The organism is Rubrivirga sp., from assembly GCF_965213695.1.
Classification (GTDB): Bacteria; Bacteroidota; Rhodothermia; order Rhodothermales; family Rubricoccaceae; genus Rubrivirga.
In genome coordinates this window covers 762,569-778,189 of record NZ_OZ243912.1, presented here as the reverse complement: position 1 = coordinate 778,189, position 15,621 = coordinate 762,569, and the positions used below count along the sequence as shown (strand labels likewise).

16 protein-coding genes and 1 pseudogene are annotated in these 15,621 nt (G+C 74.2%); 11 read left to right on the top strand and 6 right to left on the bottom strand.

The genetic code is table 11. The features are described from left to right. Nucleotides 1–5: 5 nt before the first annotated feature. From ACOOHE_RS03470 to ACOOHE_RS03450, 5 genes are all read right to left on the bottom strand, one after another. Nucleotides 6–3,230 carry an FG-GAP-like repeat-containing protein gene (locus tag ACOOHE_RS03470; protein WP_420456408.1) on the bottom strand — a complete coding sequence of 1,075 codons (3,225 nt, stop codon included), beginning with the start codon at nucleotides 3,228–3,230 and terminating at the stop codon, nucleotides 6–8. Between the two features lie 427 nt (nucleotides 3,231–3,657). Then, nucleotides 3,658–3,819 carry a hypothetical protein gene (locus tag ACOOHE_RS03465; protein ID WP_420456407.1) on the bottom strand — a complete coding sequence of 54 codons (162 nt, stop codon included), beginning with the start codon at nucleotides 3,817–3,819 and terminating at the stop codon, nucleotides 3,658–3,660. Nucleotides 3,820–4,000: 181 nt separating this feature from the next. After that, a complete protein-coding gene (locus tag ACOOHE_RS03460) occupies nucleotides 4,001–4,894 on the bottom strand; it encodes a sulfotransferase domain-containing protein (protein WP_420456406.1) in 894 nt (297 codons plus the stop codon). A 3-nt stretch (nucleotides 4,895–4,897) separates the two neighbouring features. Continuing rightward, nucleotides 4,898–5,887 (bottom strand): hypothetical protein, encoded by a 990-nt coding sequence (locus tag ACOOHE_RS03455; protein WP_420456405.1) that lies wholly within the window; start codon nucleotides 5,885–5,887, stop codon nucleotides 4,898–4,900. Beyond that, nucleotides 5,888–6,178, bottom strand: coding sequence for a PqqD family protein (locus tag ACOOHE_RS03450; RefSeq protein WP_420456404.1), 291 nt, complete (start codon nucleotides 6,176–6,178; stop codon nucleotides 5,888–5,890). It lies immediately after the preceding gene. A 64-nt stretch (nucleotides 6,179–6,242) separates the two neighbouring features. Between ACOOHE_RS03450 and ACOOHE_RS03445 the strand changes: the two genes are divergently transcribed. Further along, nucleotides 6,243–6,740, top strand: a complete 498-nt coding sequence (locus tag ACOOHE_RS03445; protein ID WP_420456403.1) for a lasso peptide biosynthesis B2 protein — start codon at nucleotides 6,243–6,245, stop codon at nucleotides 6,738–6,740. Here the strand turns inward: ACOOHE_RS03445 and ACOOHE_RS03440 are convergent. Then, on the bottom strand, nucleotides 6,686–7,861 hold the full coding sequence (locus tag ACOOHE_RS03440; protein WP_420456402.1) for a nucleotidyltransferase family protein: 1,176 nt from the start codon (nucleotides 7,859–7,861) through the stop codon (nucleotides 6,686–6,688). The two genes, ACOOHE_RS03445 and ACOOHE_RS03440, sit on opposite strands and share 55 nt — an antisense overlap. A gap of 295 nt (nucleotides 7,862–8,156) precedes the next feature. Between ACOOHE_RS03440 and ACOOHE_RS03435 the strand changes: the two are divergent. The 10 genes and pseudogenes from ACOOHE_RS03435 to ACOOHE_RS03390 all read left to right on the top strand — a co-directional run. Further along, nucleotides 8,157–8,282 (top strand): annotated as a pseudogene (locus ACOOHE_RS03435) (hypothetical protein); the annotation flags it as partial. 21 nt (nucleotides 8,283–8,303) lie between these two features. Next, a complete protein-coding gene (locus tag ACOOHE_RS03430) occupies nucleotides 8,304–8,546 on the top strand; it encodes a hypothetical protein (RefSeq protein ID WP_420456401.1) in 243 nt (80 codons plus the stop codon). Beyond that, nucleotides 8,546–8,680 carry a hypothetical protein gene (locus tag ACOOHE_RS03425; RefSeq protein WP_420456400.1) on the top strand — a complete coding sequence of 45 codons (135 nt, stop codon included), beginning with the start codon at nucleotides 8,546–8,548 and terminating at the stop codon, nucleotides 8,678–8,680. Before ACOOHE_RS03430 ends, ACOOHE_RS03425 begins: the two co-directional genes overlap by 1 nt. Then, nucleotides 8,677–8,889, top strand: a complete 213-nt coding sequence (locus tag ACOOHE_RS03420) for a hypothetical protein (protein ID WP_420456399.1) — start codon at nucleotides 8,677–8,679, stop codon at nucleotides 8,887–8,889. Before ACOOHE_RS03425 ends, ACOOHE_RS03420 begins: the two co-directional genes overlap by 4 nt. A 10-nt stretch (nucleotides 8,890–8,899) precedes the next feature. Beyond that, nucleotides 8,900–11,392, top strand: a complete 2,493-nt coding sequence (locus ACOOHE_RS03415) for a response regulator (protein ID WP_420456398.1) — start codon at nucleotides 8,900–8,902, stop codon at nucleotides 11,390–11,392. Continuing rightward, on the top strand, nucleotides 11,389–12,924 hold the full coding sequence (locus ACOOHE_RS03410) for a sensor histidine kinase (RefSeq protein WP_420456397.1): 1,536 nt from the start codon (nucleotides 11,389–11,391) through the stop codon (nucleotides 12,922–12,924). The genes ACOOHE_RS03415 and ACOOHE_RS03410 overlap by 4 nt, the downstream gene beginning before the upstream one ends. Then, nucleotides 12,921–14,393 carry a sensor histidine kinase gene (locus tag ACOOHE_RS03405; protein WP_420456396.1) on the top strand — a complete coding sequence of 491 codons (1,473 nt, stop codon included), beginning with the start codon at nucleotides 12,921–12,923 and terminating at the stop codon, nucleotides 14,391–14,393. Before ACOOHE_RS03410 ends, ACOOHE_RS03405 begins: the two co-directional genes overlap by 4 nt. 24 nt (nucleotides 14,394–14,417) lie before the next feature. Beyond that, a complete protein-coding gene (locus ACOOHE_RS03400; protein ID WP_420456395.1) occupies nucleotides 14,418–14,792 on the top strand; it encodes a response regulator in 375 nt (124 codons plus the stop codon). Beyond that, nucleotides 14,789–15,238: an ATP-binding protein gene (locus tag ACOOHE_RS03395; RefSeq protein ID WP_420456394.1), complete on the top strand. Its 450-nt coding sequence runs from the start codon at nucleotides 14,789–14,791 to the stop codon at nucleotides 15,236–15,238. The genes ACOOHE_RS03400 and ACOOHE_RS03395 overlap by 4 nt, the downstream gene beginning before the upstream one ends. Further along, a complete protein-coding gene (locus ACOOHE_RS03390; protein ID WP_420456393.1) occupies nucleotides 15,235–15,594 on the top strand; it encodes an STAS domain-containing protein in 360 nt (119 codons plus the stop codon). Before ACOOHE_RS03395 ends, ACOOHE_RS03390 begins: the two co-directional genes overlap by 4 nt. Nucleotides 15,595–15,621 lie beyond the last annotated feature (27 nt).

The following is a 15,621-nucleotide window of genomic DNA, read 5'->3' as shown; positions in this document are numbered from 1 at the left end:
CTCCCTCACGGGCGTCGCGGCGCGCCGGCCGCCGCCCGGCGGACCACGTAGCGCGCCCCGGCCGCGAGCGGGCCGTCGAGCCGGGTCCGCTCGCCCGTCGGCCACCGGACCTCGACGCGCTGGACCCCGGTCGCCGTGCCCAGGCCGAAGTGGGCGACCGGCTCGTCCCACGAGAGGTAGCCGCCGCTGAGCGTGACCTCGCGCATCTGGCGCTGCCCGTCGGCGGTCGTGATCGTGACGACGGCCCCGACGCCGGACGGGTTGGCCGAGGCCCCGTCGTGGAGCGCGATCTGGAGCGCCGCGCCCCCGGTGTCGTTGCGGTACACCTCGACCGGCCCGAGCCCGCTCGGCACGACCAGGTCGAGGTCCCCGTCGCGGTCGTAGTCGACGTAGGTGTAGGAGAACGTGTCGAGCCAGGACGCGACGCCGGCCGCCTCGGTGACGTCCTCGAACCGCTCGCCGCCGACGTTGCGGAAGAGGAGGTTCCGGTCGGTCTGCCGGTTGATCATGTGGCCACTCACCACGTACAGGTCTTGCCACCCGTCCTGGTCGAGGTCGGCGAAGCGAGCGTTCCAAGTCCACGCGGTCTTCGAGAGCCCCATCGGCTCCGCGACCTCCTCGTAGGCCCCCGAGTCCGTCCGGCGAAAGAGGACGTTGTGCTCCATCCGGGAGGGGATGAACGTCGCCCGCTCCTCGGGCGACGGCCGGACGAGGGGGGCCCCTCCCAACCGGCACCGCTCGGCCAGCCCCGCCCACCGTGGGTTCGCCGCCAAGCGCTCGCACGACGGCGGCGGCCCCGAGTGCCCGATGCCCTCGACGTGGAACTCGATGCGGGCCGCGCAGTCGGCCTGGTCCTGGGCCGTGGGCAGCGAGAGGCAGAGCGAGGGCTCGTTCCGTCCCCTCGCTGCGACCATGGTGCGTTGCTGGGTCATCCGCCGCACGCACGTCTCCCGGTCCGCGCCTGGGAGGTCGCCACAGACCTTCTGGACCGACGCGCGGTGGGGGCGTCCCCGCGAGATCTGAGCGACGAACAGCTCCGGGTCGAGGTCGTTGTCGAGGTCAGCTGAGACCATGGCCATGGTCGTGGTCGTGGACGCCGGGATGCGGCCCTCCTGGTTCGTGACGATCCGGAAGCCGCCGGCCCCGTCGCCGTCGTAGAACACGTCGGGCACGGAGAAGTCGTTGCCCACCGTGAGGTCGAGGTCGCCGTCGAGGTCGAGGTCCGAGAGCAACGTGGTCAGCGTCTCGCCGTCTGGGCCGGGGAGCGACCGCATGGCGAACGCGCCGCGCCCGCCCCCGTTGACGAGCAGCGTGTTGCGAGCCCCCGGCGGCGACACGACCTCCTCGTCTCCGCCCCGCGCGAGGGCCACGTTGTACCCGACGGCCCGGCCGACCACCACGTCGAGGTCGCCGTCGAGGTCGACGTCGCCGAACGCGAACGTGGACGTCAGGGCGGCGCCCTCGGGCCGGGGCAGCCGGACGTGCGCCGCGGCCGTGAACGCTCCGCCGTCGTTGTACACCACGTGCTCGCCGGCGTCGTAGGTGCCCACGACCAGGTCCGGCGCCCCGTCGCCGTCGAGGTCGGCGAGGGCCGCCATGCGGATCGCCGCGGCGTCGAGCGCGGGCACCGCGATCTCCTGCCGGACGAACCGCTCGCCGCCGACGTTGGCCCAGAGCGAGACCCCGGCCTCGGACGTGAACACGAGGTCCGGCCACCCGTCGCCGTTGACGTCGCCCGAGGCCGACGACCGGTTCGCTGCGGCGGCCACCATGCGAATCGGGGTGAAGTTGTCGACGTCGACGAGGCCGAGCTCGGACCCGGGGACCCGAGTAAACGCCATCGCGGGCGTGCCGGAGGGCCTGCCGGCGAACGGGCTCCGCTCGACCGAGACGCCGGCGGGCCACGCGCCTCGAACGGGCGTCGACGGCCGGACCGCACGGCCGACGAGGAGGGCGCGCACGTCGCCGGCCGTCCTGGCCTCCGTCGGGAACGTGGGGCGCTCGGCGGTCGCGTCGGCCATGAGTAGGATCGCCTGCGTCTTGTCCCTCGCCCACTCGCGGTAGCGCTCGTCCGTGTAGTCGGCCACGACGCCCGCGCCGAGCCCGAGGGCCGCGACGGAGAGGAACAGGCCCACCGCCGTCGCCGCCGACATGGTCCGCCACATCTGGAGGGCCGGGTAGACACTGAACAGGCCCAGCGTGACGAACAGCGTGGCGACGTAGGCCATCGGGACGCCCGTCGCGGCCAGGATCGCGCAGATGATGACGTCGAACGCGATGGGGACCGGCAAGAACACCCCGATCAGGGCCACGGCCCCGAGCGCCGCGAGCGACCCGACGGGCGCTGACCGGAAGCTGATCTCGGGCAGAAGGTCGACCAGGGTCTCCCACGGGAGGACGGTGACCGCGATGGCCCCGAGGAGCCCCGCGAGCAGCATCAGCGGGACCGTCGTGCGGACGAGGTACCACAGGTTGCGGGCGACGGCCCGGACGGTCCACCCCGCGGCCCCGCCCCACGTCGCCGGGGCCACGTCGGGCCCGAGCGCGTCGTCGAGGGCCGGCGCGGCCGGGAGGTCCGGGCCGACGAGGTCCAGCTCTTCGGCGCGCGGCGCGGCGCCCTCGCCCCGCCACAGCGCGCGGACCAGGAGCGGCACCGCGCTCACGATGAAGAGCAGCGTGAGCCCCACCTTGAGGCCGGCCAGCCACAGCGGGAACAGCGCGAACGTCATCGAGAGCACGACCGCGTTCAGCGTCGGCGACGAGAGCAACGTGGCGACCGTCGTTTCGGCGCGGGCGCCGCCTTTGTGCAGGCCCTCAGCGACGGGGACGGCACAGTTGACGCAGACGCCCAGCGGCGCGCCCATTGCCACGCCCAAGAGCGTGTTGGCCATCCGCCCCTCGAACTGGCGTCGCGATAGCAGCGGCAGGACGGTCAGCATGAGGGCCGCGAACAGCACCCCGAACGTCATGCCCTGCTTGTTGGTGTAGGCCCAGTTGAGCGCGTTCGCGCCGACCCGGAGGGCCACGGGGGCGTCCGCGTCCACGGCGACGATCTGGTCGAAGGCGAGCCCCTCGATCCGGGCGTCGCCGCCCATGAGCGCCTTGTCGTCGAGGGCGGGGTACCGCGAGCCGGTCCAGAACGCGACGGCGACGGCCGCGAGGAGGAGGGCCGCCAGCACCAGCCGCTTGTCGAGGGTGGACGAGGGCGGGAGGGTCGCGGTAAGGGCCATCGGACGGGTGACGCTGCTGGCTTTGTGAAAGGGCCTACTCGGAGCGGTCCGCTCGAAAGCGCCGAGACGGTGGCGTAGTCGCGCCGGCCGGGGACACACCCGCAACTCGCTGAGGCAGCCCGGCCCCAGGCCCGTGCCACGTCCCCATCGCCGCCGTTCGGTTCGTACGCGGGGAACGAAACCGACCCATCGGCCGAGGCCGGAGACCCCGCTGGCCTCCGCCGCTAGAGGCCCGAGTCGAACGGACGCCGACCTGGGGCGGCGCGGGCGTCCGCACCGCCCGTCGTCTGGACGGTTTGCCGGACGCCCGTCAGAGCTGGCCGTCCGAGCCACGCTGCCTTGTGGAGCGCTGGCAACTGACTGCGACCGCGAGCGCGCCCCGGATCGGGGTCACTCGCGGTCGCAGAAGACAGGAGCTGCCCGCTCGCTACGACATCGGGTAGCGGGGGAAGTTGTCGGTGAAGGTCGGGTTCGGGAAGGTGGTCTCGTCGGAGTACGTCGTGCCTCCACCGTGGGTGTTGTCGGTGAGGTCGATGTCGGAGACGGCGGGAGCTTCCCAGGGCTGGCGGGCGTCGGCGAGCGTTTTCATGTGAGCGTGGGTTTGAGTGAGGACCGCAAAGCGTGGAAACCGGAGGCCGGTAGCATACCGCCGCCTGGTTTCGGATCCAAACTTCGCCTGGTGGACCTTTGGCGCATGGTGTCTGAGCCGCCGCCCGCGTCCTGAGAGCAGGCCCCGAAGACGGCCGCCTCGGCAGGCGCGGCCCGGACACCTACGCCCCCGTGCCCTCCGCCTCAACCGGTCGCCGTCCGACCTCGTCGACGAGGTCGCCGTAGCCGAGCCGCTGCATGACCTCGCGGTGGTCGGCCACGACGCGGCGGGCCTGCTCCGGGGTCAGCTCCTCGCGCCAGCCACCGGACTTCCCCTTGCGGAAGAACGGGGCCCTCGCCCTCGGGGTGTGCTCGCGGAACCCCTCCTCGGCCTCCCGGGCCTGGAGCCGGTCGAACTGGGCCGCCTCGACGGCCGCCTCGACGCGCGCCGGGTCGGGGTCGTGCCCGATAAACCGGAGGGCCTCCGCGAACGCCGCCGGCGCGTCGGCCTGGAGGTCCTCGTAGCGGAGCACGTGGACGGGCACGCCGGGCGCGTCGAGCCACGAGCGCACGTGGCCGCTCCACGACAGGAGCGTCTCGGGGAGGATCTCCCGGAACCGGCCGCGCAGCTGGTTGAGCACGAAGCCCTCGTCGCTGAGGGTCTCGACGGCCTGGTCGAGCGTCACGCCGAAGAACGGGGCCCACGAGGCGGCCACGTCGAGCGGGTTGCGCACGACGTAGAGCGCGCGGCCGGCGCCGGCTGGGAAAACGGGCGTGCCGCGGCCGGTCGGGTGGTTGGCGCTGTGGAGCTTGTGGATGGCCGGCACGTCGCGGTCGGCCACGTCGCGGGCGAGCTGGCGGGCCGCCTCGGGCCGGTACTCGAGGAGCTCGTGCGGGTGGAACAGGTGGGGGTCGACGCCGAGCAGGTCGCCCAGCGAGCGGAGCCCGCCGAGGGCGACATCGGCCCCGAGGTGGTTGAGGTCGAAGGCGCCCTCGCCGAAGTAGCCCGCCAGGAGCGCCCGGGTCCAGGTGTTGCCGGACTTGGGGTAGGAGGCCAACCAGATGACGTCTGCCATGGCTCAGACCGTGGGCGCCTCTGCCGCCGTCTCGGCGGCGGCCTCGACAGCGGCCTCGACGGCGTCCGCGACGGCGTCCACGGTCTCGCCGTGCCGCGGCCGGACGATGCTGACGACGGAGACCGCGTTGGCCAGCCTCGCGGCCCATTGGAAGTGCTCGGCCTGGAGCCCGGACCCGCTCACGATCCGGCGCCGGTACGTCTGGCGGAGCACGGTCCGGACGGCCTGGTGCCCGTGGACCCGGGTGCTCACGATCTCGGGGGGCTCGGCCGGGCTCTCGACCTCCTCGGGGCCGCCCCGCCCGGCCCGCGCGCCGAGCACGACGAGCGCGCGCATCGGGGCCGGCTCGTGCCGGAAGGCCTCGGCCCGGTAGAGGTACTTCTCCATCCCCTCGCGCAGGGCCGGGAGGTCGCCGGGGTCCGCTCCGATCCGTTGGACGGCGTCGCGCCACAGGCGGAGCGTGGGGTAGCCCGGGAGCACCTCGGGCCCCCCGGCCCCGAACCGGACCGCCGTCTTGTCGTCGGTGAGCACCCGGTGCCCGCGCCCGATGAGGGCCGCGAGCGTCGTGCTCTTGCCGGCCCCGGCCGTCCCGGCCACGGCCACGGCGTGGCCCCCGGCCAGCACGACGGCGGAGGCGTGGAGCACGAACTGGCCCCGCTGGTGGAGCACGGCGCCGAGCGCGGTCCCGAACAGGAACGCCCGGAGGTCGGCGTCGGTCCCGCCCAGCCGCTCGACGACCAGCTCGCGGCCGCCGTCGTGGACGTAGTACCGCGCGACGTTGTTGATCGTCTGGAGCCACTCGCCGGGCCGGGCGCTCCACACGACGCGGGACTCGGCGGGGTCCTCGATCCGCTCCGGCGTCTCGCCGAGCCGGATGCGGAGGTCGGCCTCCTGGCCGTCGGCCCGTTCGTCGGCGGAGACGAGCTCGGGGAGCTCGAGGTCGGACGCGATGTCGAGCCCGTAGGCGGTGTAGCGGTGCGTGGTGCGGGCCATCTACGAGACCTCGCGCTCGACCAGCCCGCGCTCGGCGAGGTCGGAGAGGAAGGCGCGGGTGGCCCGGTCGGCCTCGGCGAGGTCGACCTCGAACTGGCGGGTCAGGTCGGCCGCGAGGTCGCGGATCGAGCGGGGCTCCGACAGCGCCTCCCAGATGAGGGAGCCGACGGCGTTGAGGCCGTGGTACTTCCCGGCGTCCACGTTGAGGAGCACGACGAGGTCGTCCACGGTGGCCGCGCTCGCGCCGTCGGAGCGACGGTAGACGGCGTCGGCCGGGGGGGCAGGAGACACGGGGTTGGGGTCGGCGGTGAGTGAGGGGGAGAAGGTATCGGCCCGAGGCTTTGTAAACTTAGCCATGTCCGTTCCACGCCCCTTCCGACGCCTCCGGACCGCCCTCCGCTTGCCGCCCGCCGAGGTCGTCCGAGCGGCCGAGGCGGCGGCGCTGTTCCACGGGTTCCGCCTGGCGCTCCGCGTGGTCCACTTCCGCCGGCTCCGGTGGGTGCTCGGGGCGTCCGGCCCGGCCCTCTCCACGCCGGAGGGGCCCGCCGGCCGGCCGTCGCCGACGGCCATCGCCGTCAGCCAGGCCCTCTTCCGGGCGTCGAAGCCCTACCCGGACACGTGCCTCCCCCAGGCGCTCGCCGGCCGGGTCATGCTCCGCCGACGCGGCATCCCGTCGACGCTCTCGCTCGGGACCCGCCGCCGCCCGGACGGGCTCACGTTCCACGCCTGGATCGCCACCGACGGCGTCATCCTGAACGTGGGCGGCGGCCCCCGCCGGTTCGCCACGCTGGCGACGTTCTACGACCCGCCGCCCAGGCCCCGCCCGAGCTCCCCAGAGGGGCCGCTCCGCTGACGGCCGTGTGTGGAGTCCCGTCGGTGCGTGTCGGGCAGGCGCGGGGGTCCGTCGGGGTCGCTCGTCATCGAGCCGGTGCCCCGGACGAACGGCTCCGACGCGCGCCGCAGGCCGGTGTACAGGACGTAGCGGAGCCGCGAGCGGACGCTGTCCTGGGCGCTCAGGAACAGCCGGACGCGGCCGGCCAGGTCCGGCGTCTCCGCCACGCCTCGGAGGCCACCGGCGAGGGTGCGGGTGAGGCGGTCCACGCCAGCGCTGCGGGAGGCGAACGGCGCCGGCACGGGCACGCCGAACAGCTCCTCCGCGAGGCACAGCCCGAGGACGACCTGGGCCCGGCAGCCCGAGCGCTCCGCGAGACGCGCGACGGCGTCCCAGTCCGAGACCTGGGCCGAGACGGCGACCACGTCCGCGACGAGCCGGAGCCGGGTCCACAGGTCTTTGAGCCCGTTCGTGCAGAGGACGACGATCAGGTCTTCCCAGGAGGGGACGGGGACCGGCACGCCGTCGACCAGGACGGTCCGGCCGCGGCGGAGCAGGTCCGACACGTCCTCCGAGTACCGGTACCCGAACGGCATCACCCGCGTGTGGGCGTCGACGGACAGGCGGTGGTCGCCCTGCTGGCGGCGGAACGTGTACTGGCCGTGGACGAAGAGGTACGCCTTCTTCTGCCTCGGGGCCCGGTGCTCTCGCGAGTACCCGGCCTCGACGAGGACGTGCTCGAGCGTCCCGAAGTCCTCCGGGCGCACCAGGATGTCGTTGTCCACGGACGGCCGGAGCGAGAGCGCGCCGTAGGCGTCGTGGAGCGCGACCCCCTTCAGCACGACGAACGGGACCCCGGCCTCGTGCAGCAGCGCCGCCAGCCGACCGAGCTCCGCGCGCAGCGCCATCGACCAGAGGCCTTGGCGGAGGACCGACCGGTGGAGGACGCGGGCGAGCGCCGGCGACGGACCCCTCGGGAGGCTCCGGAGCCCCGCCAGAACGAGCGGGGCGACGCCGTGGCGACGCGCGAGCCGGACGAACGCCCGCTGGTCTTCCCGGGTGCCCAGCGGAGCGAGGCGTTCCTCCGGCGACGTCCCCTCCACGTCGACCGGCAGCAGCGCCGCGCGCACGGCGCGGCGCACGTGCCGGAAGGGGCTCGTCGGGTCTGTGCTGGGGTGCAACGCCGTCTGGAGTGGGAAGGGAGAGGGTACGGCCGGAGGCGGCGACCCACCACGGGCCGAGACGTCGGAGCGGCAGGCGCCGCTGTCACACCCGGTCACGGTCGTCGGCTCTCGGCCAAGATCGTGGACGCCGTAGCGGTCGCACTCCGCTGGGCCGCCACGCCCGGCGCCGACGGCTACGACGTGGAGCTCTCACCGCACCCGACGTTCGACCGCCGACAGGAAGCTCTGGGAGCACCGGAAGTACCAGACGACGCTGGCCAAGCTCCGCGCCGCGCTCGGCCACACGCTCTCGTGGGCCGAGGTCGACGCCGACGCGGTCCGCCGGTTCGAGCGCCACCTCCGGCGGGTCTCGAAGAACAACCCGAACACGACCCGGAAGGAGCTCACCCGGCTCCGGAGGGTGTTCAAGCAGGGGGTCGAGGAGGGCGAGATCGAGCCGGCCGCCGATCCGTTCTTGACCTACAAGAAGCCGAAGGCGAAGCCGGTCCACCGGCGGAGGCTCTCGCTCGACGAGGTCGAGAAGCTCCGGGACGCCGCGCTCGACCCGGCCTCTCGCAAGACGCTCGGCCACCGGGACCTCGCGACGACCGAGGCCTACGTCAAATCATTCGACCAGGACGCCGAGGACGACCTCTGGACGTGATGGCCGACGACCGTCGAGAACAGGCCGCCGAGGCCACCCGCATCGAGGACAGCGGCGTCGAGCCCGCCCACGTCGAGGCCGCCCGACTCGTGCGCTCGCCGTGCTCGGCGCCCGGCCCGTGGCCCTCGTCGTGACCGACCTCGCCATGCCGCGCCTCGATGGCCGCGCGCTGTGCCGCGCCATGCAGGCGGACCCCGCGCTCGCGGCCATCCCCGTCCTCGTCATCACCGGCGAGGCCGGGGCCGCCGTTCCCGGCGCCCGCGCTACGTTGCCCAAGCCGTTCAACGCGCGGACGCTGTGCGAGCGGGCGGCCGCACTGCTCGGCTCGGCCGCTGCCGCGTGACGCCTCGCCCATGACCCTCCTCGCCCCCGTCTACCGCGCGCTCGGCCCGCCCGACGTCCACCCGGTGCTGCGGACGAACCTCGTCGTCCGGGCCGTCGCGTTCCTCACGCTCGTCCCCATCGCCGCCGCCGCGTTCGCCGCCGCCGGCGCCCCGGCGTGGTGGACGGGCGGGGTGGTCGCGGTGTGCCTCGCGTGGCCGCCGCTCGTCTACGCAGTCACGTCGCGCGTGGCCGGGCGCGAGGCGCAGCGCCGGGCGTCGTACCGGAACATCTACCTCGACAACGTGCTCATGGGCGCCGCCGTGGGGCTGATGGGGCTCCAGCCGGTCGTCCTCGTGGCCGCCATCATGATCACGGTCTCGACCGCCGCCGCCGTGCGCGGGCCGAGGATGGCGCTGGGGACCGTGGCGACGAACTGGGGCTCGGCCGGGGCCGTCGCCGCGGCGTCCGGCGTCGGGTTCGTGGCGTCGTCGTCGATCGCCACGTCGGTCGCTGCCCTCCTCAGCGTCGGCGTGTACGCGCTCGTGATCGCGCTCGGCCAGCGGTCGGTGACGAAGACGGCCATCGACCGGGGCCGCGAGCTGAAGGACAAGAACGCCCAGATCGAGGCCCACAGCGCCGCCCTCGCCGAGGCCCACGCCGCCGCCGAGGCCGCCCGCGCCGGGGCCGAGCGGGCGAACCGGGCCAAGAGCCAGTTCCTCGCCAACATGAGCCACGAGCTCCGCACGCCGCTCAACGCCATCATCGGGTACTCCGAGATGCTCGCCGAGGACGCCGAGGACGAGGGCTACGACGATGCCGTCGAGGATCTGGGCAAGATCCGGGCGGCCGGGCGGCACCTGCTCGGGCTCATCAACGACGTCCTCGACCTCTCGAAGGTCGAGGCCGGCAAGATGGACGTCCACGCCGAGACGTTCTCGGTCCGCGACCTGCTCGACGGCGTCGAGGCGACGGTCCAGCCGCTCATGCGCGCTGGCGGCAACCGGCTCGTCGTCGAGGCCGACGGGCTCCCGACCGACGTGCGGACCGACCTCACGAAGGTCCGCCAGATCCTGCTGAACCTGCTCTCGAACGCGGCCAAGTTCACGCGCGGCGGGACCGTCACGCTCTCGGGAACGACCGAGGGCGGGGCGGACGGCGCGGGCGGGGCGGTCGTCTTCCGCGTCGCCGACACGGGCATCGGGATGACGCCCGAGCAGCTAGCGAAGCTGTTCCAGCCGTTCGTCCAGGCCGACGCCTCGACCACGCGCGAGTACGGGGGGACCGGGCTCGGGCTCACGATCTCGCGCCGGTTCGCCCAGCTCCTGGGCGGCGACGTGGCCGTCGACAGCGTGCCGGGCGAGGGGACCGTGTTCAGCGTCCGCCTCGCGGCCGACGTCGAGGCCGCGACCGCCGAGCCCGTCCCGCCCCGCCCGGCCCGGGCGGTCTTGGAGACGGCCCCGCTCGTGCTCGTCGTCGACGACGACGCGAACAGCCGCGACGTGCTCGCCCAGACGCTCCGCCGGGCCGGGCTCCGCGCGGCCGAGGCCGCGGACGGGGCCGAGGGCCTGCGCCTCGCCCGCGAGCTCCACCCCGCCCTGGTCACGCTCGACGTGCTCATGCCCGGCGTCGACGGGTGGGCCGTGCTCCGCGAGCTCAAGGGCGACCCGGCCACGGCCGACATCCCGGTCGTCCTCGCGACGATCACCGACGAGCGGACGCTGGGCTACGCGCTCGGCGCCGTCGGTTACGTGACGAAGCCGTTCGAGCGGGCCGAGCTGGTCCGCACGGTCCGCCGGCACCTGGGCGGGGCGGCCGAGGGCGTGGTCTGGGTGGTCGAGGACGACGGGCACACGCGCGACCTGCTCAGGCGCGGGCTCGAGCGCGAGGGGTGGGCCGTCCGCGAGGCGGCGACCGTGGCGGGCGCGCTGGCCCTCGCCGACGGGCCACCGCCGGACCTCGTGCTCCTCGACCTCCTCCTCCCCGACGGGACCGGGTTCGAGGTCCTCGACGCGCTCGGCGACGACGTCCCGGTCGTGGTCCTGACGGCGAAGGACGTGACCGACGCCGAGCGGCGGCGGCTGAACGGCCACGTCGAGGCCGTCTTCCAGAAGGGCCGCGCGGGCCAGACCGACGTGCTCGCCGAGGTCCGCCGGGTGCTGGCGGCCCGGGGCCGGGGCACCGCCCCGCCCTCGCCAGACGAGGCCAGCGCCCAAGTGGGGGCGGGGCGGCTGGACGTGCCGCCCCGCTCGGTCGGTCCACCACCCCTGTCCCCTCCTGTCCAGGAGGGGGACTCCTCCCAGGCCGTCCCGCCCGACGACGACCGAGGCGGGGTGGTGGCCGTGCTCCCTACGACGTCCCCTCTCCCTCGGGGAGAGGGACAGGGTGAGGGGTCCGAGCAGCCACCCCGTCCGGGTCGCGCACGGCAGAGGGAGAAACCGACCGCCCCGCCCACGATGAACGGCGAGGGCGGGGCGGGCGGGGCGGGGTATCCTCCGGGCGTGCCCTCCGAGACCGAGCCGTGAGCGTCCTCCGCCCGTCCGTGACCTCGACGCGCGACCTCCGCAGCGCCGACGAGGCCGAGCAGCGACGGCTCGACCGGGCCGTCCGGCTCAACACGGTCGCCGTGCCGGTCGGGCGGGCGGTCGGGTTCACGCTCCTCCTCGTCGGCATCCCGCTCCACAACGGGCTCATCGTGGGGGCGTTCGACCTGGGATCGTTCGTCGCGTTCGCCGTCGCCGTCGAGGTCTACGTCGTCGCCACGTGGCTCGTCCTCCGCCGGTTCTACCGGCCCGACGCCCGGCTCGACCTGGGCCTCGTGTTCATCGTCCTCGACGTGTGGATCTTGGTGGGGACCGTCTACCTCACGGGCGCCGACCGGAGCTGGATCTACTTCGTCCTCCTCCTCCGCGTGGCCGACCAGATCGTCTACGGCCGCGGGCGGACGCTCTTTTTTGCCCACCTCATGCCGGCCCTCTACGCCGGGCTCCTGGCCTGGGTCGTGGTCGTCGAGGGGCGCGCGGTGGCGTGGGGCGGGGAGGTCGCGAAGCTCCTGTTCCTCTACCTCACCGGCCTCTACTTCGCCCAGGCCGGCCTGTTCGCGGCGGCGCTCCGGCGGCGGACGGCGACGGCCATGCGGCTCTCGCGCCAGTCGGTCGAGGACCTCCGCGAGCAGTCGGTCGCGCTCATCGAGGCCCGCGAGGAGGCGAACCGCGCCCGCGAGGCGGCCGAGGCCGCCGCCGACGAGGCGACGCGCGCGAACGCGGCGAAGAGCCAGTTCCTCGCCAACATGAGCCACGAGCTCCGCACGCCGCTCAACGCCATCATCGGGTACGCCGAGATGATGATCGAGGACGCCGAGGACGAGGGCGAGACCGAGGGGGCCGAGGACCTGGGCAAGATCCGGGGCGCCGGCACGCACCTGCTCGGGCTCATCAACAACGTGCTCGACCTGTCCAAGGTCGAGGTCGGCCGCGTCGAGCTGGACGTCCGCCCCGTCGACCTCGACGCCCTCCTCGACACGGTCGTCTCGACGGCGGCTCCGCTCGTCGAGCGGGGCGGGAGCCGGCTCGTCGTCGAGGCCGGGGACCTGGGGACGGTCCAGACCGACGAGACGCGGCTCCGTCAGATCCTGCTGAACCTGCTCTCGAACGCGGCCAAGTTCACGCGCGACGGGACCGTCACGCTCTCGGCCCGCCCCGCCCCGCCCAGCGCGGGCGGGGCGGTCGTCTTCCGCGTCGCCGACACCGGCATCGGGATGACGCCGGATCAGCTCGCGAAGCTGTTCCAGCCGTTCGTCCAGGCCGACGCCTCGACCACGCGCGAGTACGGCGGGACCGGCCTGGGCCTCGCCATCAGCCGGCGGCTGGCGAGGCTGTTGGGCGGCGACGTGACGGTCGAGAGCGTGGCCGGCGAGGGCTCCGTGTTCACCGTCGCGGTCCCCGACCTCGCCACCCCGCCCGAGGTCGATCTTGCCGAGGCCGCCCCGCCCGCGACGTCCGGGCGGGGCGGGGCGGGGCGGCCGGAGGGCGCGCGGACGACCGCGACGGCGCCATGACCGACGCCGCCCTCGACCCCGACCTCGCCCTCGACCCCGCCGAGGCCGACCGCCTCCGCCGCGAGCGCGACGTGCGGACGAACACGCGCGAGGTCCCGCTCTCGCGCGTCGTCGGGCTCACGCTCATCGGGGTCCTCGGCATCCCGCTCCACAACGTGGCGATCCTGGGCGCCTTCGAGTGGGGGCCGTTCTGGACCTACCTCGCGGCGGTCTGGATCTACTCGCTCGTGTCGTGGCTCGCGCTCCGGCAGTTCTACCGGCCCGAGGCCCGGTTCGACCTCGGGTTCCTGTTCGTCATCGTCGACCTCGTGTTCGTGATCGGAGCCATCGCGGCGACGGGCGGCACGCGGAGCTGGCTCTTCTTCGTCCCGCTCCTCAGCGTGGCCGACCGGATCGGGTACGCCCCGGCCCGGATGCTCCTGTTCGTCCACCTCACGCCGGTCCTCTACGGCGCGCTCGTGGTGTGGACGGTCGCGAGCGGGGTGGACGTGTCGTGGGCGGCGGAGGGGGCGAAGATGGCGTTCCTCTACGTCGGCGGGCTCTACCTCACGTTCGCCGGCGACTCGGCCCACACGCTCCGTCAGCAGCGCGAGCGGGCCGTCGCCGTCGCGCAGGAGGCCGTCCGCGACCTCCGGCGGCAGTCGGGCGAGCTCGTCGAGGCCCGCGAGGCAGCCGAGGCAGCCCGGGCCGCGGCCGAGCGGGCGAACACGGCGAAGAGCCAGTTCCTCGCCAACATGAGCCACGAGCTCCGCACGCCGCTCAACGCCATCATCGGGTACTCCGAGATGCTCGCCGAGGACGCCGAGGACGGCGGAGCCGGCCACCTCGTCCCCGACCTGGAGCGGGTGCAGGGGGCGGGGCGGCACCTGCTCGGGCTCATCAACGACGTCCTCGACCTCTCGAAGGTCGAGGCCGGCAAGATGGACGTCCACGCCGAGCCGGTCTCGGTCCGCGACCTGCTCGACGGCGTCGCCGCGACGGTCCGGCCCCTCGTCCAGGCGAACGGGAACGCGCTCGTGGTCGAGGCGGACGGGCCGCCGGCGGAGCTACGGACCGACCTCACGAAGGTCCGGCAGGTCCTACTGAACCTGCTCTCGAACGCGGCCAAGTTCACGCACGACGGGACCGTCACGCTCTCGGCCCACCCCGCCCCCAACCACACGGGCGGGGGGGTCGCGTTCCGCGTGGCCGACACGGGCATCGGGATGACGCCGGAGCAGGTGTCGAGGCTGTTCGACCCCTTCGTCCAGGCCGACGCCTCGACCACGCGCGAGTACGGCGGGACCGGCCTGGGCCTCGCCATCAGCCGGCGGTTCGCGCGGCTGCTGGGAGGCGACGTGGCGGTCGAGAGCGCGCCCGGCGAGGGCTCCGTGTTCACCGTCACGGTCCCCAACCTCCCCGCCCCGACCGGCGGCGACGGGCGCGAGGCCGGGGCGACCGCCGCCCCGCCCGGCCTCTCGACTCCCTGACTCCTCTATACTGCGGTCACGCCTATGCCTACGATCTTGCTCGTCGAGGACAACGAGATGAACCGGGACATGCTCTCGCGGCGGCTCCGCAAGCGGGGCTACGCCGTCGAGGTCGCCGTCGACGGCGGGGCCGGCGTCGAGCGGGCGCGGGCGGGGCGGCCCGACCTCGTGCTCATGGACATGAGCCTGCCCGTCCTCGACGGGTGGGAGGCCACGCGCCGCCTCAAGGGCGACCCCGCGACGGCCCAGATCCCCGTCATCGCGCTCACGGCCCACGCCATGAGCGGCGACGAGCAGAAGGCGCGCGACGCCGGGTGCGACGACTTCGACACGAAGCCGGTCGACCTCAAGCGGCTCTTGGGCAAGATCCGGACGTGGCTGCCGGCCGAGGCCCCGTGAGCCCGGCGCCGCCCCGCCCGACGGCGCGCCCGGAGATCACGCGGCCCGCGACGCGGGCCCACCTCCCGGCCCTCCTCGCGTTCCTCGACCGCGCCGTCGCCGAGGGCGGGGTGGGCGACGACGTCCTGTTCCCGCTCCACCTCGCCGTCGAGGAGGCGTGCGCGAACGTGATCGCCCACGGGTACGCGGGCGGGGCGGGGCCGCTCACGTTGGGCGTCGAGGTCGGGCCAGGTGCCGTGGCCGTGACGCTCACCGACGAGGCTCGGCCGTTCGACCCGGCCTCCGCCCCGCTTCCGCCGAGCGGCCCGGCCGACGAGCGGCCCGTGGGCGGGCTGGGGTGGCACCTTATCCGCGAGACGACCGACGAGGTCCGCCACGAGGCGGTCCCGGGCGGGGGCAACCGGCTCACGCTCGTCAAACACCGCCCACCACCACGCACCCCATGAGCGCTTACGAACACGACCTCGACGTCCAGATCACGCCCCGCGACGGCGCCGCCGTCGCCACGATCGTCGGGAACGTCGACACGGTCACGGCCGACCGTCTCACGGCGGCGCTCCAGGGCGCCATCGGCGACGGACACGTCCGGCTCGTGGGCGACCTGAGCGGGGTGGGATATACGTCGAGCGCCGGGCTCCGCGCGCTCTTGGGTGCCATGAAAGAGGCCCGGCGGGGCGGCGGCGACCTCCGCCTCGCGGCGGTCGGCGACAAGGTGCTCAAGGTCCTCCAGCTCTCCGGCTTCACGAGCATCCTCCGCCTCTACGACGACGTCGATGCCGCCCTCGCCAGCTACGCCGAGTAGGGGGCGTGACTGGCGGGTGCGTGGTCC